At 67.7% G+C, this 26,126-nt stretch carries 30 protein-coding genes and 2 pseudogenes; 18 read left to right on the top strand and 14 right to left on the bottom strand.

What is annotated here, in order from left to right:
- Positions 1 to 267 precede the first annotated feature (267 nt).
- The 5 genes from ACQP0P_RS00480 (at position 268) to ACQP0P_RS00460 (ending at position 3,978) form a co-directional block, all read left to right on the top strand.
- Positions 268 to 708 (top strand): hypothetical protein, encoded by a 441-nt coding sequence (locus ACQP0P_RS00480; RefSeq protein ID WP_433358825.1) that lies wholly within the window; start codon positions 268 to 270, stop codon positions 706 to 708.
- 10 nt (positions 709 to 718) lie between these two features.
- Positions 719 to 1,614, top strand: a protein-coding gene (locus tag ACQP0P_RS00475; RefSeq protein WP_433358758.1) for an IS5 family transposase whose coding sequence is annotated in 2 segments (ribosomal slippage) — positions 719 to 1,106 and positions 1,106 to 1,614 — 897 coding nt in all. Because the reading frame shifts where the segments join, the coding sequence is not laid out codon by codon here.
- Positions 1,615 to 1,618: 4 nt separating this feature from the next.
- Positions 1,619 to 2,011: a hypothetical protein gene (locus ACQP0P_RS00470; protein WP_433358824.1), complete on the top strand. Its 393-nt coding sequence runs from the start codon at positions 1,619 to 1,621 to the stop codon at positions 2,009 to 2,011.
- A gap of 160 nt (positions 2,012 to 2,171) precedes the next feature.
- Entirely contained in the window at positions 2,172 to 3,278 is a 1,107-nt protein-coding gene (locus ACQP0P_RS00465; RefSeq protein ID WP_433358823.1) for a hypothetical protein, read from the top strand.
- 235 nt (positions 3,279 to 3,513) lie between these two features.
- On the top strand, positions 3,514 to 3,978 hold the full coding sequence (locus ACQP0P_RS00460; protein WP_433358822.1) for a hypothetical protein: 465 nt from the start codon (positions 3,514 to 3,516) through the stop codon (positions 3,976 to 3,978).
- A gap of 35 nt (positions 3,979 to 4,013) precedes the next feature.
- Here the strand turns inward: ACQP0P_RS00460 and ACQP0P_RS00455 are convergent, their stop codons facing one another.
- Together ACQP0P_RS00455 and ACQP0P_RS00450 are read right to left on the bottom strand one after the other, a co-directional pair.
- On the bottom strand, positions 4,014 to 4,241 hold the full coding sequence (locus tag ACQP0P_RS00455) for a hypothetical protein (RefSeq protein ID WP_433358821.1): 228 nt from the start codon (positions 4,239 to 4,241) through the stop codon (positions 4,014 to 4,016).
- Between the two features lie 309 nt (positions 4,242 to 4,550).
- Positions 4,551 to 4,721, bottom strand: a pseudogene (locus ACQP0P_RS00450) (helix-turn-helix domain-containing protein); the annotation flags it as partial.
- A gap of 255 nt (positions 4,722 to 4,976) precedes the next feature.
- On the opposite strand from ACQP0P_RS00450, the gene ACQP0P_RS00445 reads away from it, so the two are divergent.
- A complete protein-coding gene (locus ACQP0P_RS00445; protein WP_433358820.1) occupies positions 4,977 to 5,426 on the top strand; it encodes a hypothetical protein in 450 nt (149 codons plus the stop codon).
- Between the two features lie 412 nt (positions 5,427 to 5,838).
- On the opposite strand, the gene ACQP0P_RS00440 is transcribed toward ACQP0P_RS00445, so the two are convergent.
- From ACQP0P_RS00440 to ACQP0P_RS00420, 5 genes are all read right to left on the bottom strand, one after another.
- Positions 5,839 to 6,615 carry a phosphotransferase family protein gene (locus ACQP0P_RS00440; protein ID WP_433358819.1) on the bottom strand — a complete coding sequence of 259 codons (777 nt, stop codon included), beginning with the start codon at positions 6,613 to 6,615 and terminating at the stop codon, positions 5,839 to 5,841.
- Between the two features lie 335 nt (positions 6,616 to 6,950).
- Positions 6,951 to 7,846 (bottom strand): IS5 family transposase gene (locus tag ACQP0P_RS00435; protein WP_433358818.1). Its coding sequence is split into 2 segments (ribosomal slippage): positions 6,951 to 7,459 and positions 7,459 to 7,846, totalling 897 coding nucleotides; the frame shifts between segments, so codons are not numbered across the junction.
- 239 nt (positions 7,847 to 8,085) lie between these two features.
- The gene (locus ACQP0P_RS00430) at positions 8,086 to 8,403 is read right to left on the bottom strand and encodes a hypothetical protein (RefSeq protein WP_433358817.1); all 318 of its coding nucleotides are present in this window, start codon (positions 8,401 to 8,403) and stop codon (positions 8,086 to 8,088) included.
- Positions 8,388 to 8,663, bottom strand: a complete 276-nt coding sequence (locus ACQP0P_RS00425) for a hypothetical protein (RefSeq protein ID WP_433358816.1) — start codon at positions 8,661 to 8,663, stop codon at positions 8,388 to 8,390. Before ACQP0P_RS00425 ends, ACQP0P_RS00430 begins: the two co-directional genes overlap by 16 nt.
- A gap of 108 nt (positions 8,664 to 8,771) precedes the next feature.
- Complete coding sequence (locus ACQP0P_RS00420; RefSeq protein ID WP_433358815.1) at positions 8,772 to 8,918, bottom strand: hypothetical protein; 147 nt, start codon at positions 8,916 to 8,918, stop codon at positions 8,772 to 8,774.
- On the opposite strand from ACQP0P_RS00420, the gene ACQP0P_RS00415 reads away from it, so the two are divergent.
- The 4 genes and pseudogenes from ACQP0P_RS00415 to ACQP0P_RS00400 form a co-directional block, all read left to right on the top strand.
- A complete protein-coding gene (locus ACQP0P_RS00415; RefSeq protein ID WP_433358814.1) occupies positions 8,898 to 9,248 on the top strand; it encodes a hypothetical protein in 351 nt (116 codons plus the stop codon). The genes ACQP0P_RS00420 and ACQP0P_RS00415 overlap by 21 nt on opposite strands.
- A complete protein-coding gene (locus ACQP0P_RS00410) occupies positions 9,193 to 9,528 on the top strand; it encodes a hypothetical protein (RefSeq protein ID WP_433358813.1) in 336 nt (111 codons plus the stop codon). The genes ACQP0P_RS00415 and ACQP0P_RS00410 overlap by 56 nt, the downstream gene beginning before the upstream one ends.
- Positions 9,529 to 9,549: 21 nt before the next feature.
- Positions 9,550 to 9,849, top strand: a complete 300-nt coding sequence (locus tag ACQP0P_RS00405) for a hypothetical protein (RefSeq protein ID WP_433358812.1) — start codon at positions 9,550 to 9,552, stop codon at positions 9,847 to 9,849.
- An 8-nt stretch (positions 9,850 to 9,857) separates the two neighbouring features.
- Positions 9,858 to 10,382: pseudogene (locus ACQP0P_RS00400) on the top strand (M55 family metallopeptidase); the annotation flags it as partial.
- Between the two features lie 52 nt (positions 10,383 to 10,434).
- Here the strand turns inward: ACQP0P_RS00400 and ACQP0P_RS00395 are convergent.
- The 4 genes from ACQP0P_RS00395 to ACQP0P_RS00380 form a co-directional block, all read right to left on the bottom strand.
- On the bottom strand, positions 10,435 to 11,172 hold the full coding sequence (locus tag ACQP0P_RS00395) for a hypothetical protein (RefSeq protein WP_433358811.1): 738 nt from the start codon (positions 11,170 to 11,172) through the stop codon (positions 10,435 to 10,437).
- 174 nt (positions 11,173 to 11,346) lie between these two features.
- Complete coding sequence (locus ACQP0P_RS00390) at positions 11,347 to 11,523, bottom strand: hypothetical protein (RefSeq protein ID WP_433358810.1); 177 nt, start codon at positions 11,521 to 11,523, stop codon at positions 11,347 to 11,349.
- Positions 11,520 to 11,729 (bottom strand): hypothetical protein, encoded by a 210-nt coding sequence (locus tag ACQP0P_RS00385; RefSeq protein WP_433358809.1) that lies wholly within the window; start codon positions 11,727 to 11,729, stop codon positions 11,520 to 11,522. The genes ACQP0P_RS00390 and ACQP0P_RS00385 overlap by 4 nt, the downstream gene beginning before the upstream one ends.
- A gap of 101 nt (positions 11,730 to 11,830) precedes the next feature.
- Complete coding sequence (locus ACQP0P_RS00380) at positions 11,831 to 13,609, bottom strand: 3'-5' exonuclease (RefSeq protein WP_433358808.1); 1,779 nt, start codon at positions 13,607 to 13,609, stop codon at positions 11,831 to 11,833.
- 110 nt (positions 13,610 to 13,719) lie between these two features.
- Here ACQP0P_RS00380 and ACQP0P_RS00375 point away from each other — a divergent pair, with 110 nt between their 5' ends.
- The gene (locus tag ACQP0P_RS00375) at positions 13,720 to 14,913 is read left to right on the top strand and encodes an RNA-guided endonuclease InsQ/TnpB family protein (protein ID WP_433358807.1); all 1,194 of its coding nucleotides are present in this window, start codon (positions 13,720 to 13,722) and stop codon (positions 14,911 to 14,913) included.
- A gap of 40 nt (positions 14,914 to 14,953) precedes the next feature.
- Here the strand turns inward: ACQP0P_RS00375 and ACQP0P_RS00370 are convergent, their stop codons facing one another.
- The gene (locus tag ACQP0P_RS00370; RefSeq protein WP_433358806.1) at positions 14,954 to 15,946 is read right to left on the bottom strand and encodes a hypothetical protein; all 993 of its coding nucleotides are present in this window, start codon (positions 15,944 to 15,946) and stop codon (positions 14,954 to 14,956) included.
- Positions 15,947 to 16,514: 568 nt separating this feature from the next.
- Between ACQP0P_RS00370 and ACQP0P_RS00365 the strand changes: the two genes are divergently transcribed.
- The 7 genes from ACQP0P_RS00365 to ACQP0P_RS00335 all read left to right on the top strand — a co-directional run bounded on the left by ACQP0P_RS00365 (position 16,515) and on the right by ACQP0P_RS00335 (position 23,444).
- A complete protein-coding gene (locus tag ACQP0P_RS00365) occupies positions 16,515 to 17,084 on the top strand; it encodes a radical SAM protein (RefSeq protein ID WP_433358805.1) in 570 nt (189 codons plus the stop codon).
- A 460-nt stretch (positions 17,085 to 17,544) separates the two neighbouring features.
- Complete coding sequence (locus ACQP0P_RS00360) at positions 17,545 to 19,392, top strand: reverse transcriptase domain-containing protein (RefSeq protein ID WP_433358804.1); 1,848 nt, start codon at positions 17,545 to 17,547, stop codon at positions 19,390 to 19,392.
- Positions 19,389 to 20,054 (top strand): radical SAM protein, encoded by a 666-nt coding sequence (locus ACQP0P_RS00355; RefSeq protein WP_433358803.1) that lies wholly within the window; start codon positions 19,389 to 19,391, stop codon positions 20,052 to 20,054. The genes ACQP0P_RS00360 and ACQP0P_RS00355 overlap by 4 nt, the downstream gene beginning before the upstream one ends.
- 11 nt (positions 20,055 to 20,065) lie before the next feature.
- Positions 20,066 to 21,325, top strand: coding sequence for a methyltransferase domain-containing protein (locus ACQP0P_RS00350; RefSeq protein WP_433358802.1), 1,260 nt, complete (start codon positions 20,066 to 20,068; stop codon positions 21,323 to 21,325).
- Between the two features lie 250 nt (positions 21,326 to 21,575).
- Positions 21,576 to 22,286 (top strand): GNAT family N-acetyltransferase, encoded by a 711-nt coding sequence (locus ACQP0P_RS00345; protein WP_433358910.1) that lies wholly within the window; start codon positions 21,576 to 21,578, stop codon positions 22,284 to 22,286.
- Positions 22,287 to 22,536: 250 nt separating this feature from the next.
- On the top strand, positions 22,537 to 22,959 hold the full coding sequence (locus ACQP0P_RS00340; RefSeq protein ID WP_433358801.1) for a hypothetical protein: 423 nt from the start codon (positions 22,537 to 22,539) through the stop codon (positions 22,957 to 22,959).
- 80 nt (positions 22,960 to 23,039) lie between these two features.
- On the top strand, positions 23,040 to 23,444 hold the full coding sequence (locus ACQP0P_RS00335; protein ID WP_433358800.1) for a hypothetical protein: 405 nt from the start codon (positions 23,040 to 23,042) through the stop codon (positions 23,442 to 23,444).
- 131 nt (positions 23,445 to 23,575) lie between these two features.
- Here ACQP0P_RS00335 and tnpB read toward each other — a convergent pair whose 3' ends face one another.
- Together tnpB and ACQP0P_RS00325 are read right to left on the bottom strand one after the other, a co-directional pair.
- Entirely contained in the window at positions 23,576 to 24,823 is a 1,248-nt protein-coding gene (gene tnpB, locus ACQP0P_RS00330; RefSeq protein WP_433358799.1) for an IS607 family element RNA-guided endonuclease TnpB, read from the bottom strand.
- The gene (locus ACQP0P_RS00325) at positions 24,820 to 25,395 is read right to left on the bottom strand and encodes an IS607 family transposase (protein ID WP_433358798.1); all 576 of its coding nucleotides are present in this window, start codon (positions 25,393 to 25,395) and stop codon (positions 24,820 to 24,822) included. The genes tnpB and ACQP0P_RS00325 overlap by 4 nt, the downstream gene beginning before the upstream one ends.
- Positions 25,396 to 26,126 lie beyond the last annotated feature (731 nt).

Here is a 26,126-nt window from a genome sequence, read left to right as displayed (position 1 = left end):
CTCCATCTGCGAATATCCGGTACTCGACGGGGGCTTCCCCCACGCAGGCTGGTTGCTGGCTTGGCGCCTTTTTTGGGTCTATCGCGGAACCGCTGCACTCCGGAAGGCCGAGCCGCTACGCGGTCGCCTACGGCGAGCCTTCCTCCGTTCCGCGAACCCGCGATCGAGACGACCCAGGCGCCAAGACAGCAACCACCCACACGCTTGTGGCAACTTTCCTGCCACAGTATTGTGGCAGGAAAGTTGCCACAGATTGAGGAGTTGCAGGTGCGCGTCACCCACTACACCGTCACCCACAACAACGGCCGGCCGCTCGCTGACGCCAGCCGTGCTCTCGCTGCAGCGTCGCCAACGCTGCGGGCGAGCGCAGTCAGCATCGACGAGGCTGACCACAGCGTCGTCATCGACGACGACATGGCTGTGGCGCTCGCCGCAAGCCTGGCCGCCTACACCCTCATCGGGCAGCACACCCCGGACCCCGCCGAGCGCAGGGCAACGCTCTACACGGGTGATGAGGCCGTTGCCAGCGCGACCGCGCTGGAGCACCCTCCCACCGCCGTGAATTACCTGAAACGGCTCAGTGGGCAGATCCAAGCACTGGAACGGCTACGCCACGCTGTCCTGCAGATCACCGACCCGCCGATCAGTCGCGTGCCCAGCATGCGCACTAGAGCCTGTCTGACAAATAATCAGAGCCGGTGCGGTTAGATGATCGTTCATGGTGAGACGTGGTGAACTGACCGATAAGGCCTGGCAGCGGATCGAGCCGTTGCTGCCCGCCACGGACGGACGAGGCCGCCCGTGGCGGGGCCACCGGCAGGTCATCAACGGGATCTTGTGGCGGCTTCGGACCGGGGCACCCTGGCGCGACATCCCCGAACGGTACGGGCCCTGGCAGACCTGCTACGAGCGGTTCAAACGCTGGGACGAGGACGGCACCTGGGTGCGCCTGCTGGAGGAGATGCAGGTCAAAGACGACTCCATTGGCAACGTCGAATGGACCTTCAGTATCGACTCCACGATCTCCAGAGCCCATCAGCACGCGGCGGGTGCCCGAAAAAGGGGGACGGAGCAGGGACGATCGATACGAAGGAATCACAAAAGCGGCAGGCCCTCGGCAGGTCCCGGGGAGGATTCACCACCAAGCTCCACCTGATCACCGAAGGCCGGGGCCTGCCGATGATCCCGCATCTGACCGGCGGGAACGTGGCCGACTGCACCGCCTTCGAAGCGGTCATGGCCAAGCTGAGAGTGCGTCGCGTCGCTGGTGGCCGTCCCCGCACCCGCCCGGACGCGCTCTTGGGCGACAAGGGCTACTCCTCCAAGAAGATCCGCGCCTACCTGCGTAGGCGCGGCATCAAGGCGGTCATTCCCGAGCGTAAGGACCAGATCGCCAACCGTAAGCGCAAGGGCGGCAGGGGAGGCCGCCCCCACGCTTTCGACCGGCAGACCTACAAGCAGCGCAACCTGGTGGAACGCTGCTTCGGCAAGCTCAAGCAGTGGCGGGCCATCGCCACCCGCTTCGACAAGCTCGCCAGCCGATACCTCACAGGCGTCACCATCGGATGCCTCATGCTCTGGATCCGCCACGCCGAATTGTCAGACAGGCTCTAAGGGCGTGTCGGACCGGGCCGCAGCAGTCGCGACCGGCTACAGCCACACCCAGATCGCCGAGCATCGAAACCTGCCGCTGGCGCCGGAGGCCGCGCGCTGGCGCGCCCTGCACCTGCTCACCGAAGTGGGCATCCCGCTCGGTGCGGCGACGCTCTCAACGCGCGCCGCCTTGAACATCTCCCTATGGGAGAGGGAAACCCGGGCACCTCGCGCATACCTGACTACGGCGCAGCACGATGGCCTGGCCGGAGCACAAGAGGCGGCAGAGCTGATCACCAGGGCGGTCACGGTGCTGGAGGAGGCGGGCCTCACCACAAGCCTGCGCCGCACCAACCCCGTCACCTACTCCGGCACCGGCGGTGGCACAGTGGACCTGCCGGAGTACTGGATCGACTGATTCGCCGCAGCTGCACAAAACCCTAGGTCAGGGGGGATGAAGTAGTTTCGTCCATCTGTGTAGTAGGAGAGAACGGAAATTCTTATTGCCCCTCCGAGGGGTCCACGGCCTGCCCCGCTCCGGGACAGGCTGACCGACGACCCCCAGAAGGGGAACACTCATGAGCAACCCTCAAAAGGATCGCACTCCGCTGGACATGCTCCTCGACGGAGAGGAGCCCACGGCCGCCGACCGTGCCCGCTGGGCGCAGCAGGCCGAGGAACTTCAGCGCTACGAGGCCAACCGTGGCCCCGCCGCCCTGGCGGCCCTGGCGCAGGTCACCGACGGTGGCACCATCGCCCTCGACGACGTCTGGCTGATGCTGCCCCAGGCGAAGGGGATGGCCGCAGTCGAGGAACTGGCCCAGCTGTCGGGCAGCCAGGCTGCGCACCGCCTGCGTGCGGGCTGCGCCGACCTGCACCAGCGCAGTGACCACGCCATCTCGGTGTGGACTCAGCGCGAGGGCGAGGATGCGGTGTACCTCAACGCCTGGTCCTGGCGCGAACCGGAGGCCGGCGGGGTGCGCTGGTGGCTGGATGCCCACCTGCACCTTCGCACCACCCGCAACGGCTATCTTGTCATCACCGCCACCCAGCCGGTCCGTCTCGCCGTGCGCGACGCAGACGAGGTGGTGACCATCTACACCGGTACCGGCCCTCTGCAGGAGGTGGTCACCTCGTGGTGGAATCACCGCGAGGGCCGCTCCAGCCAGCGACACCGCGCCGGGCAAGCCCCGCTGGGGCACACCGACCACGCCCTGTCCCTGGAGGAATGGCTGATCGTCCTCACAAAGGACGAGCGCCTGGCTCCTCACCCTGATGACATGGACGACGTCATGGCAGGCGTCATCTACTACGTCGGGACCGGCGAGTTTGGCCCTTATGACGGGCCTGCCAGCCCGGCAGGCGACAGCGCCCCGCCGGGAAATCGCCGCATCGCCGCGATGGTGCCGCTCAGCCTGCACGGACACGCCGCTCCGGCGTTCACCGCGGTCGTACCTCTTGAGGTTGCCGAGCGGCTGACCACTCACAGGCTTCCGCACTGGCTCAGCCTCAAGGGCATCACCCACCTGGGCAACGGCGTCTTGATGGTGACCGCCTCGCGGGTCAACTATCTGATGGACGACCACGGCGAACCCTCCGAGGGCAGTGTGGTCTTCGTCGACGGGCAACTGTCCCTGCTCGGAAAGAATGGCGCCCGCTACCCTCTGAGCCCGATCGAGTTGTGAAACCCCCATAGATCCCGCCTGCGAAAACGCCCGTTTTCCCGTCGCCTCACCGATCACGGGAGAGAGCCGCGTTCGCTCAGTGTCTGCTACCCCCGATGATGTGAAAATCTCATCGCCCCTCCGAGGGGTCTCACCGGCCGCTCACCCCCGGGCGGCCGTCCACCACCACCTCCGATGAGAGAACATGACCGCCCAGTGATCGAACATATGTGCGGTAGGGCAGTAGAGTCGGCGAGTGCATGTCTCCGCCTCGCTGCCCGTACCGCCCCTGATGCTTCACGGTGTCCGGCCGGTGTTCGTCTGCGGGCGCTGGCACGATGAAGGACGGCTCTGGGGGCACATCTGCTGGATCGTCCCGGGCGAGCCGGTGACAGATCCTCCATCCACCCCTGAGCGGCGCCTGCCGTACGCCGACCTCGGCGAGCTGGACGGCCAGTCTTACGACCGTCTCCCCAACCGTCCGGACAGGCTGTTGGCGCTGCCGCCGCTGATCGCCTACGGCGGGCAGGTGGCCTTGCTGCGCCGATGGCGATACGGGGGGAACTCCTGGTGGGCGCATCTGGCCCGACTGAGCATGGGCGAGAGCGCCGGTGCGCGCCGTGCGTTCCTCATCGATCAGCAGGTCGCCGCCGCCGATGTCATCCCACTGCCCGGTCAGGACTACCGGCATGTACCTCGAGATCGTCTTGGGCGCCCGTAACGCACGCTGCTGCCTGCGGGGTGCTGCCTCGGTCGCTATGGTCGCTGTTCGTCGGCGGCCGCGGTCAGTGCCGCCAGGCCTGCGCTGACCCGGGCGACAGCCGCGTCGACCTGCTCGATGTCGCCGGCATCGAGGCGTAATTCCCGCAGCTGCCCGGCCAGGATGTCGAGGTGGACGGTGAAGCGCTCGCAGGCGTCGACGGTGGCGGCCACCGCGGCAGGGGCGGCGTCGGGCAGGCCGGGGAACGGATCGTGCTGAGTCACGGCGGTCACGCTACGCCGAACCGCGCGCCTCGGCGTGCCGCCCGGTCGGCCTGGCCGGTCATGGCCACCACTGTCACCATCGTCAGGTGCCAGGCCCGTGACCTGCACCCATCTTCATCCGGTCTCGGCTGGCGCGTACGGGATGACCCGCACGCCCTCGTGTTGGTGAGCGTGCTGCTCGGTGTCGGTCCTGGCGGTGTCCTGCGTGGTGTGGTAGCCGTCGGCCGCCGGGCAGCACCCGCACTCCCACGCGTAGTGCGGGCTCTCCTTGACCTGCTCGATCATGAGCTCAACCACCGCGTTCGCCGTCACCTCCTTCCTGCTGTACCTCCAACGGGTGCCGGTCCTGCGATTGATGCCCAGCTCGCGACACGCGGCTGAGTTGTTCATTCCCTGCGCCATGAGGCGAAGGTATTGATCACGTTTGTCCGTCTGCGGCGCGGGTCCACGCTTCTTAGGCCGGCGAAACGGCTTGGTCATGGCAACACCCCTTGGGGTCAGGTGTTGCGACCACCTTTAGAATCCAAGCCGTCAACTGGGGCCAGATGAAGCCGCCCTAGCCAAGCGCGCCCGCCTCGAGCGCGCCCATGCTGACAGATGAGGGGCATAGCATGATGGCTGTAGCTCCCGCCCTCGCGCGGGCCAGCGGCTCTTCGGGCCGAGGATCCCAACAACAGATGCCCCTCGCGGTCGCGCCGCCCTGGTGCGACCGGCCCTGTGATCCCAAGGAGCGACATGGAAAATCCCCGCTACGACCTCGTGGAGCTGGTGCTCACCAACCGGCCTTACACCGGCGGTGAGCAGAACGCGATCGGGGCCTTCGTCACCCGGCAGCTCGCCGAGGCCGAAGCCGTCCGCGAATACGTCAGGCGTAACCCGGTCCCCTTCGAGCTGGTGGAGCTACGGCAGCGCCAGTACCGCCCCGGCTGCTCTCCTGCTCCGGAGGTCATGGTGTATCAGGTGGTGCCCCTGCCTCTCGGGGGTCGGGCCGGTCAGGTACAGCAAGACGAGAACGGCAAATGGCTGGGCTACCACTTCAACGACGCGCCAGGGGAATTCAGCTTCGGCCGCGGTAATGGCCAGCGTCAGCGCAGGGAGACTCAGGAGGAGGCGGTGGTCGATGTCATCGCCAGGCACCTTGTCTATTCCGGTGCGGTGCGCTTCGTCGAGGACACCGGCGAGTAAGGAACATTGCGAATCCACAGAGTAAAGGAGCGTGCACCGCACACCCCGAAGGAAGTAAGAGTCGGGTCGCCCGAGGCTGAGATGCCCCGGGCGACCCGACAGTTAATTCGGTGAGCAAAGGTGCCCAGGCAGGGGCGGCGCCTGCCGTCCCGCTCAGCCAGCCCGACCTGGCCGCCTGGATCATGGCAAGCCCGGCGTCGGTGACGCGGGCCCTCAAGACTTGGCGGCAGGACGGGGTATGCGTCACTGTCCATCCCCGACTTGAAGCGTCTCAGGGGCGAGGCCACGACCGCGGCGACCCCATTGTGAAAGCCACCCCTGTGGGGCTAGGGGAAGAAGGCGGCACAATCGGCCGAACAGCGCCGGCCTCGGCGCTACCGCCCGAGGCGGCCGTCGTCGGCGACGCCGCCGATCAGCCCAGCAAGGCCAGGAGCCGATCGGCCTGAAGCTGCACGGTGGCGGCCGGATTGCGGGCATGAGCAGCGCCGCCGTTGGGCAGTAGCGCCAGCAGCCACCAAATGGCCAGCAAACGGCGAAACTCGCACAACAGGACTGCTTCGCCGCCGGTCAGGTCGAAATGCTCCAGCAGCGCGCGGGGATCGACGGCGCCGCCAGACCACATCGAGATGTGCTCGGCGATCTCCGCGAGCTCAAACGCGCGGGGGGCCAGGCCGCTGTATTCGAAATCCACCAGCTGGACCCGGCCCCGACCGGCATCCCACAGAAAGTTGCCCAGGTTGCCGTCCCCTGAGGCCAGAACCATCGTTGCCGGGGCGCTCGCCGCCGCATCACGGCCGGGGTCGAACAACCAGTCGGCGCCGGCGTCGAACGCTCTGGTCACCAGCGGGTCAACCCCTTGCAGGCAAGCGGCGGTATGCCGGGTCCGGACCGCGGTGAGCATCTCGGCGGGATGTCCCAGCCGCGGTGGCAACTCGGTCAGTGCCGAGGCCGGGATGGCACTCTGCAGGGTGGTGATGGCCGAGGCCATCGCGGCAAGCTGCGCGGTTGTCACCGGTGCCGCCCCCAGCGGTGCACCGGGCAGGCGGGACATCACCACCATCGGCGCCGGGTCCAAAACCGCGTGCACGGGGACGGGCGCCAGATCGGGGGCGTGGACGGCGAGTAGCCGCAGAGCCCGCCACTCACGTTCGGGCTGACCGTCGTCCCACCGCCGGTAGTGCTTGGTCACCGTGTCGGCTCCCATGGTGAGCGTGTGCGTCGTTGACGGGCTGGCCATTGTGTTTTCCTTCCCGCCTCCCCGCGTCGCGTTGATCTGGGAGGGGCTCGGGTGAGCGTTGATGCTACAGCGGCCTTGCCCCCGTTGAGATGAAGGCGCCACCGGGCTGTGTTCAGACCAGGAACGCGCGGACGGCGGTGCCGCGACGATCAACCTGTGCTCGGGCGATCGAATGGAGCCCAGGGACGCCGAGGCGTTCGCGGTGACCACAGGCGTGCCGGCCGGTGGCTGGGCCTTTCGTCGTATCGGCGGACAGTACTGGCCCTGGTCGCGAAGGGCGGCGCGGGTTAGAGCCTGTCTGACAATTCGGCGTGGCGGATCCAGAGCATGAGGCATCCGATGGTGACGCCTGTGAGGTATCGGCTGGCGAGCTTGTCGAAGCGGGTGGCGATGGCCCGCCACTGCTTGAGCTTGCCGAAGCAGCGTTCCACCAGGTTGCGCTGCTTGTAGGTCTGCCGGTCGAAAGCGTGGGGGCGGCCTCCCCTGCCGCCCTTGCGCTTACGGTTGGCGATCTGGTCCTTACGCTCGGGAATGACCGCCTTGATGCCGCGCCTACGCAGGTAGGCGCGGATCTTCTTGGAGGAGTAGCCCTTGTCGCCCAAGAGCGCGTCCGGGCGGGTGCGGGGACGGCCACCAGCGACGCGACGCACTCTCAGCTTGGCCATGACCGCTTCGAAGGCGGTGCAGTCGGCCACGTTCCCGCCGGTCAGATGCGGGATCATCGGCAGGCCCCGGCCTTCGGTGATCAGGTGGAGCTTGGTGGTGAATCCTCCCCGGGACCTGCCGAGGGCCTGCCGCTTTTGTGATTCCTTCGTATCGATCGTCCCTGCTCCGTCCCCCTTTTTCGGGCACCCGCCGCGTGCTGATGGGCTCTGGAGATCGTGGAGTCGATACTGAAGGTCCATTCGACGTTGCCAATGGAGTCGTCTTTGACCTGCATCTCCTCCAGCAGGCGCACCCAGGTGCTGTCCTCGTCCCAGCGTTTGAACCGCTCGTAGCAGGTCTGCCAGGGCCCGTACCGTTCGGGGATGTCGCGCCAGGGTGCCCCGGTCCGAAGCCGCCACAAGATCCCGTTGATGACCTGCCGGTGGCCCCGCCACGGGCGGCCTCGTCCGTCCGTGGCGGGCAGCAACGGCTCGATCCGCTGCCAGGCCTTATCGGTCAGTTCACCACGTCTCACCATGAACGATCATCTAACCGCACCGGCTCTGATTATTTGTCAGACAGGCTCTAGGGCCGGCCGAAGAACCGTGGCGAAGGGCGGCGATCGGGGTCCGTTCATCGGCCTGGCCGGAGGCGAACGCGGCAGCTCGCAGCGAGCACGAGGCGCCGGTCGGCACCTCCTCCGTCAGGGGCACGCAGTGGGGCGTGCGGGCGTCTTGTCGTGGCGAGGCTGTGGAGCGGATGCTTCGGGATCTGCGATCACAATGCGTCCAGCAGCGCGTTCAGGCGCGCTTCGCGCTGCTGGTCGGCTTCGATGGGTGGGTGCCGGTGGCAGCCCAGGCGCACGCGGGCGGGGTCGGCCGGATCAGCGTGCAGCCACCAGTTGGCCACATATCCGCTGTCGAGGATGATTTCCAGCTGCGGGCCGGGCGTCAGGACGTGCTCGGTGATCGCGGTGGTCACCAGGTCGGCGGTGGCCGGCTCGCGCAGGTCGGGAAACTCCTTGGCCAGGGCTGCGACGACCGCCGCGGCGTAGGCGGTGGCCCGCTTGGCGCGGCCGATCAGGGGGCGGGGCATTCCAGGCTCCAGGTGCGGGCGAGGTGGGCGTTGATGTCGGCGATCAGAACATCGGCGCGCGGGCCACAGCCCGGGGACAAGCGGCCGCCGGTGCCGGGCCGGGCGTGCACGCCCGCGTCCCGCGGGTCGGCACGGGTCAGCAGGATCCGCCCGGCGCGCCCATCCAGGACATCGTCGGGGGTGACCTGGGTGATGCGGCGCCGGGCGGTGTCCAGCAGCAGCGCGGCCACGTGGTGGCGCAGACGGGGCGGGGAACGCATCGCGAGCGGACGGTACGGGTCCGCAGCGGGACGTCAAGGAAATCTACCCGCGGCATCAGCGCGCAGGCCAGCCCGGGCGCCGCAACGGGAAGACCTCTGCTGGGACGGTCAGGCCCCCGTGCGGGTTGCCGCCGGGGCGTCTGCCAGCATCTGCGTGTAGGCCACGTCCGCGGTGAGCAGCGTGACGCGGTTGCCGTCGTCGTCCTTGGCGAGCAGCACACCCCAGCCGTCGCCGTGGGCGTCGAATTCATCCACGCCACCTCGGCGCCGCTGCCGTTCAAGGTCAATCAGGCGTTGCTGGAGCAGGTGGTCACCATCACCGACGCCGAGATTGTCGAGGCGATGGCGGCCTGCTACACCCACCTGAAGGCCATCGTCGAGCCGAGCGGCGCGTGTGCGCCGGCGGCGGCGATGTGCGGGCGGATCGAGATCTTTTCCGGCACAATCGGCGTGATCCTGTCCGGGGGGAACATCACCTGGACCACGTTCCGGTCGCCGGTCGGCCGCGCCGAGACTGCTGGGGGAGATCGTGCGGTGCCTGGCCTGCACACCGGGGGCGTGCAGCAGCGAGCAGGCACTGCATGACGGCGTCGCCCTGTTCACCCAGTACATGAGCCCAGAGCAGATTGCGGCCATCGCCTACCACGGCGCCGACGCGGCCGATGATCCGCTCTGGCACCTCTCCGGAGCCGCCAGCCAGGCCGAGTACGGCCGCTGGTGCCGGCACTGCTGCGGCATGGCCTGCCTGCAGATGGTCCTCGACCACCGAGACGGGCACACCCCGCCGTTGCTGGAACTCCTGCGCGGCTGCCGCGCCTACGGCGGCTACGTCGAAGACGACGCGGGTCAGATCAAGGGCCTGTAATACGCGCCGTTCGCCGACTACGTGCGCGCCGAGCACGGCCTGCACGCCGATGTGCACCCGCACCTGACCGCCGCCGACCTGCCCGGCCTGCTCGCCGACGGGAACTTGGTGATCGCCTCGGTCCACAAGGAGATTCGTCGCCCCGCCCTGCCCGCGCCTGGCCGGGGCGGGCACCTGGTCCTGCTCACCGGCCACGACCACGGCCTGATCCACCTGCACAACCCCTCCGGCCACACCTGTGACGCCCGCCGGGCCAGCCTGCCCATCGACGTGTTCGAGATGTTCTTCGGCGGCCGCGGCATCGCCCTGCGCACGTGCTAGAACAAGCCATGGGAATCAAGGTATTGATCTCGGTGGACATGGAGGGGATTGCCGGCATCGTTCATCCGGCGGAGACCACCCCGGAGCGGCACGACTACGAGCGCGGCCGCAGGTTGATGACGGCGGAGGCCAACGCAGTGGTGGAAGGCGTGATCGATGCCGAGCCGGCGGCGGAGGTGCTGGTGGCCGATGCCCACGGCTCGTACCGCAATATCCTGCCCGAAGAACTCGACCGACGCGTCCGGCTGATCCGTGGCAAACCCCGCGAACTGGGCATGCTGGCGGGCCTGCAGGCGGGTGCCCAGGTAGCGATGTTCGTGGGGTACCACGCCCGCGCGGGCACCGGCGGCGCCGTGCTCGCCCACACCATCGCCGACGCCATCCTCGACGTCCGTATCAACGGCGCCTCACATGGCGAGATCGGAATCAACACCCTGCTGGCCGGCGGAGACGCCGCGGCCTGCGAGGAGTTCAGCGCGCTGGTGCCCCGTGGCGTCACCGTGCCGGTCAAACGAGGCCTTGGCCAAGACGCTATCGAAAAGGGGCAGCGGCGCATGATCTACGCTTAATCGTTTACGTGCCGCCTTACAGCGCGACGTCGAGAGCCTCGGGTGTGCCATCCGGCAGCGGGATCTGGCTCACATCTACCCATCGGTGCCGGCCGCTGGGCTCGGCCAGTACGAACCGCACTTCTCCTTGAGGGGTGACTGTGTTCGGCAGGTTACGCGCCGCGGTGACGAGGGCGGCCGCCCGCGGCAGCGGCATGTCCGCGTCGGCTTCCGGCGGCAGATTGCGGGCGAGCAGATGCACGGCTGCGGTGGCGATGTTGAGGCCTCGCCGGCGGTAATCGGCGGCCTGACCGCGGACGATGGGATGGTCGAGCAGAATGCTGGTGATCTTCGCATCAGCCAGTGCGTACTCCACGCTCAGCGGACGGAGGTCGACGGAGATCCGTTGCAGCACAGCGTGCTCGGCGTTCTGCGACGGGGACTCGCTGACGACGATGACCGGGCCGTTCTCCGCCGCAGCGATGAGGGGGAACTGCTCAGCGGTTACGTCGATGAGGTGTCCATGGGCAGGAAGCCAGACGACAGCGTGCCCATGAACTCTGTCGTCTTCCCATTCTGGTAGGAGCGCACCGTATGTGCCGGCTGCGCCGGTGCGCACGTTCAAAACAGCCACCGCGGCAGAGCGTACATGCGCGGGTACGCCCAGCTGGGCGTAGGCATGGACGAGCGCGGCGCAGTCATCGATGCAGCTTTCGACGGGCGCTCCGAAGACCGCGGCGATCGCGGACAGGAACAGTGCGGGCGTACCGGTCACCAGTAGCGGGTCAGAGGCCGGTACGCGCGTAAGGTGCTCCCCTAGGCGTGCGCGCGCCCGCTGCTCGACGTGCTCAGGGCCACTCATCGCCCGGCGGGCAGGATTACCCGATACCCCGGACCGTTCCCTCGTGCGACGAGCGGCACGACGTTGCGATTTCGGCACACGCCTACGTTACGCCGCCGCGCCAACACGGACTGGAGAATCGGCGAGCTCTGCGACGGCGCCGAGCAGCGCGAAGCCCTCACCCAGCAGGCGATCAATCGCCTCTTCACGCGACAACCGGTTTGGAGAACGCAGAAGGCGCCCGTCGTGGCGGGCGCCCTGGATAAGCGTGAAGAAAATCATCATTCGATCTTGGATGTGGTGCGGGGGCCTGGCGGCCAGGCGCGCATCCGGCAGCCGCCGACCGGGCACAGCAAAGCAGGGTCGGCCTGGTCGACGGGCACGGCGCGGGCGGGGTCAAGGCGTCCGCTGTGGCGGGCGGTCGTCAGGCAGCAGGCCGCTTCCGGGGCCGCGGGATCGCCCCGGGTGACCGCGCGATGCAGCCGGTCCAACCGCGTCATCGGACCGGCTGCGCCGGCCAGCGCAGGAGCCACTACCGGCCCCCCGACATCGGGGAGCCGATAGGGGGTCATTGAGCCGCGTTTCAGGTCGCTCATCGGGCGTGGCTACCGATGCTGCGCAGTACCTGGTAGGCGGCCTGGGCGTCGGCCAGCGCGCGGTGACAACCGCCCAGGGGAGACCAGCGATTGACGCGGGCCCAGGTGGAGCGCGCCTTCATCAAGCACTCCCACCGGCTGCTGGCGGGCAGAACGGCGGGATCCAGCCCGGTGTGGGCGTGGGTGGCCTTGACCGCCGCCTCGTCGAAGGATGAGTTGTAGGCCAAAAGCCTGCGATTGCCGATGGCGGCCAGGACGGCGGGGAGCACCTGCTCCCATGAAGGCGCGCTGGCCAGCTCCGCGTCGGTGATGCCGTGCACCGCGCGTGCCCCGGCCTCGACGGGTACCCCGCCCGGGTCGACCAAGGTGTCCACCAAGACCCTGCCGTCGAACGCATCCAAAATCGCGATTTCGACGATGACGCCGCTCAAGCCGGTGGTCTCGGTGTCGATGATCACCGCCTCGCCGCGCTGCTGGCAGGTCCACGCCCAGCGAACCACTTCCCCCACCGCGGTGGACAAGGTGATCTCCTCTGCGTACGGGCTGGCGCCGCGGTGCTTGGCGAGCGCCGTGGCGACCTCTTTCTCGGTAGGGCGACCGTCCGCGCGCTGCTCCCAATCGATGGTCCACCGTTGACGCAGTCGCTGCCAGGACGGCCACACCTCCACCGTGTACGTGTGGCCGAGGTCGCCGCAGAAGGCGCGGATCGCCGCCGCACGGGTGGCCGGCAGCCGGGTGTGCTCACGCAGCGGAGAAGGCTCCCCGGGCCGGGCCGCGCGCACGGCCTCCCAGTCCACGCCGGGCACTTCGGCCAGGACGTCCTCCAGGTCGCCCACGGCATACAGCGGGACTTCCACCGTGCTGCGCCTGCCCACCTCGCGGGTGACGTACCTGGTGGGCTCCACCCACCCGGCGGCGACGACATGATCGAAGTCGACCCGTCTCATCTCCAGGTGGACGGCCGACTCGTTGGGGCCGAGCAGGCGCTCGCGGCGGACCTGCTCGACGAACTCCTCATCCCCCGACAGGATCGCGATGTCGGACCTGCTGTAGCGGTCGAACCGGCCCAGCGCGATGCCGCGCTCACGCGCCACCCGGGCCAGGTCCTCTTCTCGCCAGCGCAGCCAGGCGGCGGCGTCCGCGGGGAGGATGGAGTCGGCCAGCCACGCGGTGCGGGCGCTGATCACCTCGGTGAGCACGGCCAGCCGCTCGGGCTCGGTCGCGACCTTCCGCAACTCGGCCACGTCGTACAGGTCCCACCCCTTGTACTCGTCGACCGCCGTGGCCAAGCCGCGCTTGACCAGGTCGGTGATGTCGTCGTAGGTGACCTCCAGGCCGGTCAGCTCGCCCAGCAGCTCGGCGCAGCGGCGAGCGCCCATCGGTGGCGGCGGGATCGCCTGGCGGATCTCTTGGGCCCGGCCGGCCACCTCCTCGGCCAGGGCGCGCGTCCAGTACGGGGTGCGGTCGGGGTCGGGGATGAGCCCGGCCTCGCGGCCGCGACGCCAGTCCCCGTAGGCGACCCCGAGCAACGCCATGAACTCCGAGTCGGACAGATCGTCGGGGATCTGGGCCAAGAGCTCGGCGCGGCGGGCCACGAGGTCGTCGACGACCGGGCCAGACCATCTCGGTGTCTTCATGTCAGGTGCGGGCACGAGGGCTGCGGCGCGGGCCCGGTTCAGCTGGTCCTCGGTCCATCCCAGCGCGAGGACCAGCTGAGTGGCGCTGTGGGCGGTGGTACGGCGGCGGGCCACAGCGGGCTTCGGATTGGTGGTCACCGAATATCTCCAGCGTGGAGGCCTTGTCCTTCAGGATGGGGAGGAAACGCGGAACGGTCGGGCACAGTGATCTCCGGGTTTTGTCGGTGGTTTTCGGTAGATTGACCGACATGTCCCGGTACCGGCTTCAGCCTTCGCGCGCCCAGGAGGCGGCGTTGCTGGAGCATTGCAGGCACGCCCGTTTCGTATGGAATTTGGCTGTTGAGCAGCACTCCCACTGGCGACCGGGCACAAAGTCGGCGCCGGGGTTCGCGGAGCAGTGCCGCCAACTCACCGAAGCGCGGGCAGAGTTCGAGTGGCTGCGCGCCGGGTCGATCATCGTTCAGCAGCAGGCGCTCAAAGACTTCGCCCAAGCCATGGCGAACTTTTTCGGGACAACGCACCGCAAGCCGACCTGGCGTAAGCGCGAGCAGAGCGAAGGGTTTCGCGTTGTTGGGGTGAAGTCTGGCGATGTGCGCCGCGTCTCCCGCAACGTCGGCGAGGCCAAGATTCCCAAGGTGGGTTGGGTCCGGTTCCGCTGGTCGCGCACCGTCGCGGAAGCGAAGTCCTACCGGGTGACCCGCGACCGTGCGGGCCGTTGGCATGTCGCATTCGCCGCGATCCCTGAGCCGATTCCCATGCCGGGTACGGGTGAGGTTGTTGGTGTGGACCGGGGCGTTACCGTGTCGGCCGCGCTGTCCACGGGTGAACTGCTGACCGCACCTACCCTGCGTGAGACAGAGCGGAAGCGGCTGCTGAGGTTGCAGCGGAAGCTCGCCAAGGCCAAGCGGGGTTCGAATCGGCGTAGCAAGGTCAAGTCCGCTATCGCCCACCTCAAGGCCCGTGAGACCGATCGGCGTAAGGACTGGATCGAGAAGACCTCGACTGATCTCGCACGCCGTTTCGACGTTATCGCCGTTGAAGACCTCAAGATCGGCACCATGACCCGTTCGGCGAAGGGCACTCTCGCCGAGCCTGGCCGGAACGTCCGCCAGAAGGCGGGTCTCAATCGGGGTATTCTCGCCAACGGGTGGGGCCAGCTCGTCACCCGGTTGGAGCAAAAAGCTCCGGGCCGGGTTCAGAGGATCAGTCCGCGTTTCACGTCGCAGATCTGCAACGCCTGCGGACACCGCGCAGCTGAGTCGAGAGAGAGTCAATCTCGATTCGTCTGTGTTGCTTGCGGGCACCGGGCCAACGCCGATGTGAACGCCGCAAAGAACATTCGTGACACCGTCCCAGGGCATGGGATGGCTGCGCGGGGAGGCCAGCCATTGGGCGAGCCTGTGAACCGTGAACTTCAACGCGACCTCCTCCTCGTGGGGTAGTTGCTGTTGGAATCCCCCGCCTTCAGGCGGGCGGAGGAAGTCAACAGAAACTCACCCGGGCGAGCACAGCCATCACGGGGCCGGCGGCCACGGCCGCCGTCAGCGCTTCAGCCGGAGAGGCATGCCCGTCCGCGGAGACCGGGCCGCACAGCAGCACATGCTGGACGCGGTCGACGAGGTTCCACCAGTCCTCAGACATCGGCACCAGGTCGAGCGCCTGCCCCACGATGATGTCGTCCCGCCCCTCGTCGTCGACATGGGCGATCTGTTCGACAGCCCGGTGGGCGATGCTCATCCGGACCCGCCATTGGGGGTCGGGGTCGGGCAAGGCGGGGTCTGCGCCAGGAAGGGGGGGAACGTCCCAGCGCGGCCAGCCGCAGCGGGTGAGCAGGTCATCGGCGCCGGCGGGGCCGGTCTCTGGTTCCAGGTACAGCAGCGGCAGCGGGGTGCGCGGGGTCTTTGCCATGCCGGGGATGAGCGCGTACACCGGCCCCTGCTCATCCTCGTCGGGGTCGTCCAACTCCAGGTCGAGCATGATCGGCTTGATGTCGGCGCCGCCGGCGGCCCAGTGGGCGAGGGCGTCGTCCAGGAGTTGTGCGAGCTCGTCGGCGCTCATCGCCTCGAGCGCCGTGAACGCTTGGGCGCCGTCGCCGGACTCATGCGCTTGCCGCACGAGCGGATGCCACGCCCGGGTCGGCGAGGAGGCGAACGGGCCCGCGGTGGGCCACAGCCCGTAGACGGCGCCCGCGAGCACCGCGACGGTGGCCCGATCAGCCAGCAGCGCCGGGATCAGCGTCTCCTGGCACGGCCGACATCCGGCGCGGCATGCCCCCACCACGGCGACGGCCAGCGGCGCATCCACCGGGCGGCCGTCCGCGTACGGCAGGTCGGCCAGGATCGACAGGTCCGGGGCGGGGTGGCGGTGGGCGGGGTCATCCCCGGCCAGCAGGCGCCGTCGCGCTTCGCGATAGGAGACGTCGTCACGGTCGACGCGGCGACGGGCGGCCTTCTTGCGAGCCCGGTTGGCAGTCATGATGATCCTTGTCAGCGGCGGCCCTACGCGCCTCCGCAGCAAGATGATCGCAACCATGCGGGGGCTCACCGCGATTCTGGGGACCGGGCCGGTCCTGAACCTTGTCCTCGTCGCTGCGGTGCGCGGCGTAGGCGCGCGGTACAGCTCGGGCAGGGCAGGCGTGACTGCCACCGCTGACACTACCCGGCGGCGCCGACGTTTTCACCCCCGCCACAGCAGCCGATCCAACTCGCGCAGGCCCACGCGGTGCGCCCAGGACGCGCCGCGGTGACGAAACGCTCGATCGGCCGCCGGATCACCGCTGAGGCGAGCACCACCTACCCGGCGGCGAAGGCCGATCTTCTTCGGCGAGCTGCCCGGGCGAGGCACCCCTTTCTGTGGAAAGTCCCTGCGTCCGGGCCCTCGTCAACGCTCTTGGCGCCGGCCACCATGTCATGCCCGATCCTGAGGCGGGTGCTCGTCGCGGCGAGCGTGAGCCGATGCGCGGGGCACCACGATCTGCAGGTCACGCGGCCTGTGCGCGACGCGAACGGCGCCCAGATCGCGCCCGACGTGGCAGGTCGGTGGGATGTGCCGGACATCGCACCAGCACCGTGCAGGCAGTCGCTGCCTGCACGGTGAACGTGTAGCGCGAGCGTGGAACGCCTCCCAGGAGCATGGCCGCCATGGGCCAGCCTCACGGCAGGGGTTGACCGGCATCCAGTGGGGGCGGATCCTCGCGGCTGAACCCGTACGATTCGCCCGCGCTCGAAGGAAGGCAGCGAGTGTGACTGCGCTCCAGCTCGACGCTCACCCTGGCGGCTCAGCTCCGCTCCGGTTCCTTTGGCTGGAGGTGTCCGGTAAGTGCCAATTGACTTGTTTGCACTGTTATGCGAACGCGTCGCCGCAGGGCACAGACGGGGTCATGACCCCGCAGGACTGGACGCGCGTCATCGACGAGGCTGCGGCCTTGGGAGTGCGGCTCGTGCAGTTCATCGGAGGCGAGCCCACGCTGTACAGGCCGCTGCCCGACCTGATCGGTCACGCCCTCGCCGCGGGGGTCCAGGTCGAGGTGTACTCGAACCTGGGTGCGCCACGAGGCGCTCCGTCGTATCCCCGGCTCAGCCGGGAGGAACTGAAGGGAGGTTCCTGGGCCTGATGGCTTACCTGGATCCGAAAGGTGAAGGGGACAATAGCATGCCAGAAAAACAGCGGTCGTGTTCAGGTGTAGAAGCGATGCGCTGAGGGGCCCGCGCGATATGGCGAAAGCTACACTGCCTGAATCCCAATCTCCAGACGATGCAAGGAATCATCCACCGGAAATATACGCCTGAGACCGGTGTCGCACCCTGTGGCGGAGTAACTAGATATCCACCGCAACCTTCGGGTCGCGAAACGATTCCCAATGAGGGAATTCAAGGAGATGAATGGGACGCCTAAGTCGCGCTAGATACGTACGACGGAGACGAACGTGGGATCGCCTAAGGGGCGCGAGCCCTATGGCGACGGAGGCCTCGTAGTAGTCGCAGGAGTAACGACCTGCCAGGGAGGGCGGGAAAGCCGCCCACAGGGCGAAGGGGGCCAGGTGATCGGATGTCCGAAGCTGGGAGGTATGCGTAATGCAGAGCGCCGAAACAGTGCTGGATGTCCTGCGTGAAAGAGGCAGACGTGACTTGCCGTGCGAGGAGCTGTATCGACAACTGTTCAACCCACATCTGTATCTTCTGGCCTACCAGCGGATCTACTCCAACCAGGGAGCGATGACGCCGGGGGTCTGCGGAGAGACCGCTGACGGCATGTCCGAGAGCAAGATCGAGCGCATCATCGATGCGTTGCGCCACGAGCGCTACCGATTCATGCCCGCGCGTAGGGTCTACATCCCGAAAGCAAACGGGAAGAAACGCCCACTCGGATTGCCCTCCTGGTCGGACAAGCTCGTAGGCGAAGTGATTCGACTCCTCCTGGAAGCGTATTACGAGCCGCGATTCTCCGACCGGTCGCATGGTTTCCGTCCCCGCCGAGGATGCCACACGGCTCTGACCGAGGTGACAAACGTATGGGCGGGAACGACCTGGTTCATCGAAGGAGACATTTCCGATTGCTTTGGATCACTCGACCACCAGGTCATGATCAGAACGCTTTCGGAAAGAATCCATGATAACAGGTTCCTTTGTTTGATAAAACAGATGTTGCGGGCGGGATATCTAGAAGAATGGGTATGGAACGCCACGCTCTCCGGAGCCCCGCAAGGGGGTGTTGTGTCCCCTATCCTCTCCAACATCTACCTGGATCGGTTGGACAAATACATCGAGACAGTGCTCATTCCGGAATACACCCGAGGAAAGGTCAGAAAAAGAAATCCGGCCTACTACGAGGTCGAGAAGGCCTTGAAGCGGGCTCGTGCCAGGCTCAGACGACGAAAGGAGGATGTAGAGAAGGACCCCGAGGTCCGAGAGCTGCGCGAGCAACTACGCCGCCTGCCGTCCGGGGACCCCAAGGACCCCGGCTACCGGCGGCTGCGATATATCCGCTACGCCGACGATCATCTACTCGGGTTCATCGGACCAAAAGCCGAAGCGGAAGAGATCAAACAGCGTCTCGCCACGTTCCTGCGTGATGACCTCATGCTAGAACTCAACGAGGACAAGACGCTCATCACTCACGCCCGAACGGGCGCGGCCCGCTTCCTTGGCTACGAAATCACCATTCAGCACCGCAACGACAAAATCTCCCGAGGCGGGAGAGTCCGACGAGGTGCGCGCGACACCAACGGCAAGGTTGCCCTACGGGTGCCGCGATCGGTGATCAAAGCCAAGTGTGCCCCCTACCTCAAGCGTGGCGACCCCACGCATCTGCCTCACTTAACAACCCTGACCGACCACAACATCATCAGGCTCTATGGGATGCAGTATCAGGGGATCGTTCAGTACTACCTGCCTGCCGGTGATGTCTGGAGACTTGACCGGCTCAAAGGGGTCATGCTGACCTCAATGCTCAAGACGCTGGCGGCCAAGCACCGCTCGTCGGTGACGAAGATGGCCAAGAAGTATAAGGCTGTCATCAACACACCGCACGGGCGCAGACGGTGCTTTGAAGCCCGTGTCGAAAGGCCAGGCAGAAAACCACTGATCGCAAGGTTCGGTGGAATCCCACTCAAGCGGCACCGGAAAGCGGTTATCCACGACCGTATTCCCGACACATCCGCCCGAACACGGGGCAGTGAGCTGATCACTCGGCTCAAACGGAGGAGATGCGAACTCTGCGAGAACACGGCCGATGTACATGTGCATCAGGTCAAATCCCTCGCCGATCTGATGAGTACGAACTCCCCCCGACCCGCGTGGGTCGAACTCATGACCAGGATGCGACGCAAGACATTGATGGTCTGCCCGCCCTGCCATGAGTCCATCCATGAGGGAATGACCCCAGTTCTCACGCAGCAGTCACTGGAGAGCCCGCGGCAATGAAAGTTGCACACCGGGTTCGGGCCGGGGGCCACGGGAAAAGGACCTGCACCAGCAGGCACCTCGCCAGTGGCCTACCGGTACTGCACGTCACTGCCGCCATGTGGGAGGTGTTCTCCCAGCCGGGCGTCCGACTGGCCACCAGCTTCTACTCCGACGACCCGGTCGAGCACATGCGGATCACCGGACGCAACACGTTGCCCCGCACCCAGGCCAACATCGCCGAGGCCCTGAGCCGGGGCATCCGGTTGCGAGCCGGCTTGGTCCACATCAACACCGGCCAGCGGATCGCCCCGGCGAAGGAACTGCTGGCTGGGCTTGGCGTGAGCGAGATCGGCACGGACCGGCTGCGGGTGCTGGGCCGGCCGCAGCGAGGCGCCCCCGACATCACCGAGTTGTGCGGCAACTGCGGCCGCGGGTCAGCGGCCGTCCTGCCGGACGGATCGCTCACCCCGTGTCCGATGTCGCGGTGGATGCTCTGCGGTGATGTCCGCGCCGTAGGGCTGGCGCGAGCGCTGGAGACGATGCGTGACCACGCCGAGCTGATCGCGGCCACCGTGCAGCCGCACGCGCTGTGCGGGCCCGACAACGACGGCCAGTGCGCCCCGTGCGAGCCGTCCTGCAACCCGGGGTGTGACCCGGGTGTCGACACCAGCGACGATTAGAAGGAGCCAGCATGCCCGCGTGGGAGTCGGCGTGGTTTCGAGAGCGCGCCGCGGTCTTGGCCGCTCATCTGGCCGAGCACGGTGTCTTAGACGTCCGCGACTACACCAGCCGCCTGTGGGCCAGCATGGTGCAGGAGGTCCCCCGCCACCTGTTCGTTCCCTCCCGGGCCTATGCCGCCGCTTACCATCCCAGGACAGCGTCGCGAGTCATCGACCGCAAGGACGCCTCCACCGACTGGTGGAACGCCATCTACACCGACTGCTCCATCATCACCCAGCGCGATGAGGGCGCCACCGACGTAACGGATCTTTCCGGAACCCCGACGTGCTCGCTGTCGGCTCCCTCGATCTCTCTGGCGTTTTTGAACCTGCTGGACCTGGCCGACCACCACCGGGTCCTGGAGATCGGCACCGGCACCGGGTGGACGGCCGCCGCGCTGGCCTGGCGCCTGGGCGATGGCCAGGTCACCTCGATCGAGGTCGACGAGATGCTCGCCGAGAGCGCCGCGCGCAACCTCCGCAAAGCCGGGTTCGCGCCCCGTCTCCTCACCGGCGACGGCGCCGCCGCCCCTGCGGCCGGGGGCTCCTATGACCGGGTGCACGTCACCTGCGGGGTGCGTGACATCCCCTACACGTGGGTGGAGCAGACCCGGCCGGGCGGGGTGATCGTCGCCCCGTTCATGCCGGCCCCCACCGCCGACCAAGGCGGGCAGCAGCTCGTCTTGGACGTCGCAGCAGACGGGAGCGCGATCGGCCGCTTCACCGGCCCGGCCGGGTTCATGATGCTGCGCTCCCAGCGCCGCCCGGCCACGACGCACCCCAGGGAGGACACCGCGCACTCCACGACACGATTCGATCCGCGGACCCTCGCCGACTTACGCGGGGAGCGCGGCGGCGGCCTCATGCTGATGCTCGCCGCCTTACTGGCCGACGTCGTCGTCGACAGCCGGCGGACGCGATGTGGCGACGGCTGGGGGCACACGACCGTGCTGGAGACCTTGGACGGGCTGTCGTGGGCGGCGTGTGAGGTGGCTGCTGGAGCTGATGCCTTCGAAGTCACCCAGAGCGGGCCGCGCCGCCTGTGGGACGAGCTCTACGGCGCCTACACCGAATGGCTCTACGCCGGGAAACCACAGCGCAGCCGGTTCGGCATCACGGTCTTTCCCGGCGGCCAGAACCTATGGCTCGACCACCCCGACCACACCATCACCTGGGGCGGGCCACGCGAGAGCAACCCCCGAAAAAGGCACGCTCCACCGGCAAACGCCTAAGGCGTAGAGCCGCCGCACCCGATGTGGCGGGCGCTTCGGGCCGCGCCGCCGATCCGACGCGACCACGCGCGGAGCGCCGCAGGGCCGCTGCGGAACCTGGGCCCGTTGCCGCTCACCGGCCCAGATCGAAACGGCCCGCACCGCCTGAGCGGCCACGCCCGGCGACGGCCGCCACGCTGACCGCGTTCGAGCGCTCACCGGCAGCGGATGCAGCCTCCCTTGGGCCGTCGTATCGTCTCAGAGCGTGACAATGATCCGCGTAGCGCGGCCGGGCGACGGGCTTGGCGCTGAAGCTCTCGCCAAGATCGCGCTCGGCATGAACAACGACACGCTGACCGAGCCGGGGCCGTTCGCCGCAGGGATCGACGAGCACGGCGGCCTCGTACCGCTGCCCTACGGCTCAGGGTGTGCGCTGGTGGCCTGCGACGGCGATGACGCACTGATCGGGCTGGCCTACACCTGCCCGCCGGTGCTGCTCATCGAGGCGTACGCCGAGCTGGGCCCCGCCGGGCAGCGGCATCTGACTCACGCGCTCGCCGAACTTGAGATGCTCGCGGTGGCTGAGCACGCCCGCGGGGCCGGCGTCGGCTCCGCGCTGCTCGCCGCCACCGAAGAGCGGCTCCGCGCAGGCGGCGCCCGGCTCCTGTTCGCCAAGGTGGCTCGCGACGACCGGAAGGTATTGCGCTGGTACAGACGGCGTTACTACACGCTCGCCACCCCACGCGAGCCCGTCGTCATCACCATCGCCGGACACGAGATCGTCTTCGACGACGGTGGCGACGGCTACCTGCTCGCGGTCAAGGCGCTGGATCCGGCCGAGCAGGTCGGCCGGGTCACCGCGCGGACCGGCAGCTACCTCACCGTCCAGCCGGCCCACCCGCCCACACCGCCACGGTCATCTCCTTCGGGGCGGGCGCCGTTGGGTGCTGCCCGGAAGGCCTCGCTGCCCGACCACGGCTGAGGTGAAGGCCATCTCCACCGTGCGCCCCGGGCGTCGATAGCAGCGCGAAAGGGGCCGATCCAGCCGAGTCGGCAGCGGCGCCTGGCGATTTTCGCCAGGTGAAGTCAGGCCGGGAAACGAAGGCAGACACTACCCCTGCCCGCCTGGCATCGTCCGCCGCGAAGCGGACAACAGGCGATCCACCAGCGAGGGAAGACCTAAGCGAGCGTCTGTGCTACCTATCCGCCTCACCTATGACATGGAGGGGCACATGAGTGCTTATGGGACCGGCGGCGGCATCAGCATCAAGATCGTCCTTGAGGCGACCGCCAGCAACACCGGGTGGGACATCGACCTGGAGCAGGCCAAGGACCACCTCGGCCATCTGACGGCGCGCCTGCGCCGCTCCGCCGACTGGGTGGCCCTGGCCGGGTATGACACTCCCTTCGTCACCGAGACGTTCGGGCGGCCGGAATGTGATCCCGGCGCTCACATCTGCGTGACGCTGGCTCACGAGGACGGCACCGAGGTACGGGCGCTGTGGCAGATCGAGATCGACACCGCCCGCGCCTATCTGCGGATGTTGTCCCTGTTGCACGGCGACCTGCCGCACTGGTCGACCTTCGACCTCAACGGCCGCCAGATCGCCAAGTTCAAGATCGATGACGGCAAAGAGCCGCTCGACATCGGCTGACAACCCCCTCATGCACCGCCTGTCCGCCGCCGGTTGACGGTGGCCTACAGGCGGTACCTCATCTCATGAGGGGGAGCGGAATGTTCCTGCGATGCCCCCGCGCTCCGCGGTTCAGCTGCGTGCTCGCCGAGGTGCGCGGGATCCACACCCGAAGTGGGAGCGTCCTCCTCCTGCGATCTCGGCGTCACCTGTTCGGCTGGCGGCGAGGAGAGCCGATCGCCGTCTCCTTCACGGTGCCGCGCTGCGGCGGCAGCTCCCACCTCGACGCCCACAGAGTGATCACCGATCCGGCCGGGGACTCGGCCGCCGACCGGCCGGGAGTCCTCACCGGCGCTCACCTCCGATGCGCCGCTGTCAGCCGGGAGTGCGGCTGCCGGTTCCTCATCCGCCGCGGGCGCGTCATGTTCACCGTCCTGGCGCACTCCCGGACGCAGCACAGCAGGCAGGTCGAACACCGAGTCAACCGTTCACCGAGGTATCAATGATCCTCAGTGATTCGCCCGTTACCGGGCGAAAGTCCCCGTCTGACCCGGGCGGGGACCGCCCGGTGCGGGGTAGACGTTTCACAGCCACCTGCCGGGCCACGCCCGGTCTTACGGTCGGCTCCACGTCCGTTTCACGTCTCCGGGCCACTCCCGGCGACGTGCCGCTTCACCAAAGCGGCGAGGTTGAGCGCTGCGTTGACGTCCCGGTCGATGACCAGGCCGCACGGTTCACACATGTAGGTACGTACTCGAAGCGGCAGTTTGGGTTTCACCGCACCGCATCCGGAACACGTTTTGGAGGAGGGGAACCAGCGGTCGGCGACTTCGAGCCGCCCACCGTTCCAGGCGGTTTTGTAGGCGAGTTGCCGCCGGATTTCGCCGAATCCGGCGTCGGCGATGACGCGGGCGAGTTTGCGATTCTTGAGCATGCCCGACACGTTGAGGTCTTCGACCACGACGGTGCCGTACTCGCGGGCGAGGCTCGTGGTGAGCTTGTGGATCGCGTCCCCGCGCAGGCGGGCGGTGCGGTGGTGGGTCCGGTTGCGGGCGGCGTTGGCGCGCTGCCACCGTTTCGACGGCTGCCCTCCGGTGCGCCGGTCCGGCCCTTGCCTGCGCGACACCGTACGAGACAACCGCCGCAGCTTGCGGCGGCTGGTGTCGTAGTGCTTGGGGTTGTCAACCGGCGGGCGTCCATCGGAGAACACCGCCAGGGTTTTGACGCCGAGGTCAACGCCGATCACCGCGTCCGGTCGGGCCGGGGTCGACTCGGTGCGCCGCACTTCGACGGTGAACGACACGAACCAGCGTCCGGCCTCGCGGCGTACGGTCGCGGACTTCACCACGGCGGTGCCGCCGGTGAGGCGGCGGTGTAGCTTGCGGGTGGACTCATGCGTCTTGATCGTGCCCAGAACGGGCAGCGTGACATGGTGACGGTCGGCCTCCACCCGGATGGTTCCGGTGGTGAACCGGCACGACGGGTTCGTCTTCCGCTTCGGCTTGAAACGGGGAAAGCCCATACGCGGGCCTTTGCGCTTGCCGTTGCGGGAGTCGGACCAGTTGCCCAGCGCTCGGGCGAGTTGGTCCAGGCCGGTCGCGTACGCCTCTTTGGAACATTCGGCCCACCAAGGCGCAACCTGGTTCTTGGCCTGGTTCCACGCCTTGCGCATCGAGTACATCGACCAGCCGAACGACGGCGTCAGCTCATCCTCGGCGACGCCGTAGGAGCGTTCCGCCTCCCGCTGGCCGAGGTTCGCCTTCACCTGAGCCAGGCCCCAGTTGAACGCCGTCCGGGCGGCGCCGCAGTGCCGCAGCAGCGCGCCCACCTGGCGCGGGGTCGGGTCGAGAGCGAAGCGGTAGGCGCAGGTGAGTGTCAGGCTCACTCGGCTGCCTCGCCGGTAGCGGCGGCGATGGCGCGCGCCGCCCGGTTCTTCGCGGCGCGCCGCCCATACAGTCGGGCGCACATCGACGTCAGAACCTCGGTGATGTCGCGTACCAGATCGTTGGTGGTCTCCTCGGGGTTGAGGATGACCAGGCGCCTGCCGGATGCGGAAAGCGCGGCTTCCAGATGCTCGACGCCGAAGCGGGCGAGCCGGTCGCGGTGCTTCACCACCACGACTGTCGCCTTTGGATCGGCCAGTACGCGGTGCAGTTTGCGGCGGCGGCCGTTCAACCCGGAGCCGATCTCGGTCACCACCTCGGTGACCGGCATGCCGAGCGCGGTCGCGCCCTGCACGACGCGGGCGACCTGTCGGTCAAGGTCGTTCTTCTGGTCGGCCGAGGAGACGCGGCAGTACACCACCACCCGGCCCGAGGTTTCCGGTGCGGGCTCCGCGATGAGCCACGTACCAGACGGCGTCTGGACGACCGGGACCGGCATGCGGCCCTCTTTCGCCCATGTCCACGCGGTCTGGTAGTGAACGCCATTGCGTGCCGCCCACTCGGAAAGCTTCACACGATCACTATAGAACTATAGGAGAGCTGATATTCACTGACAGAACTCGCAACAGCTATCCACCCCCGCGATCATCGCGATCACGGTCGGTCGCGAGGCCAGGAAGGTGAATCTGGTCAACCAGGTGTCACACAGTCGATCCATGCACACCGTCGGCGCCGCAGACCAGAGAGTGCTTCGCGCCCACAGCGCCGCGATCTCCTCCGAGGCGCCGAGCGGGCCTGAGGAGCCGTCGCTGTCTTACCGGCCCAGGGCTGAAGCAGCAAGCCGTCCTGCCCGGCCGGGCGCTCGATCTGCGGGTACAGCGTCTCCTCTCAGGAGGGAGTGGTTTCGGTGCCTTTTCTGGATCTACCCCGGAACCTCGGAACGCTGGAAGGCCATGCCGCTACGCGGTCGGCCTACGGCCGAGCCTTCCAGCGTTCCGAGAACCCGGGCTGCCAACGATCCAGGCACCGCAACCACTCCGGAGCCACCGAGGATCGAGACGCTGATGGATCCAGAAGAGGATCGAGACCAGGAATCCGAGGACCACGCGGCAAACGCGGATCCCAACCTTGAACATGGCGACTGCGACCCCTTGGGTCTCTGGGACCCCTGGGGCGTCGAAGAGGAAGACGAGGAAGAGTGTGCAGAAGCAGACGCATACTGCTGGGTCTGCGGCGTCGAGGGGCACCGGGCCGGGGAGGGGTGCGCGAGGAAGGCGAGAATGTGGTGAGCGACGGCTTCACCAA

Origin of the sequence: Streptosporangium sp. CA-115845, from assembly GCF_050943795.1 — a bacterium.
Lineage (GTDB): Bacteria > Actinomycetota > Actinomycetes > Streptosporangiales > Streptosporangiaceae > Streptosporangium.
Note: the sequence above shows the minus strand (reverse complement) of the source record. Positions and strands in the feature narration are given on the sequence as shown.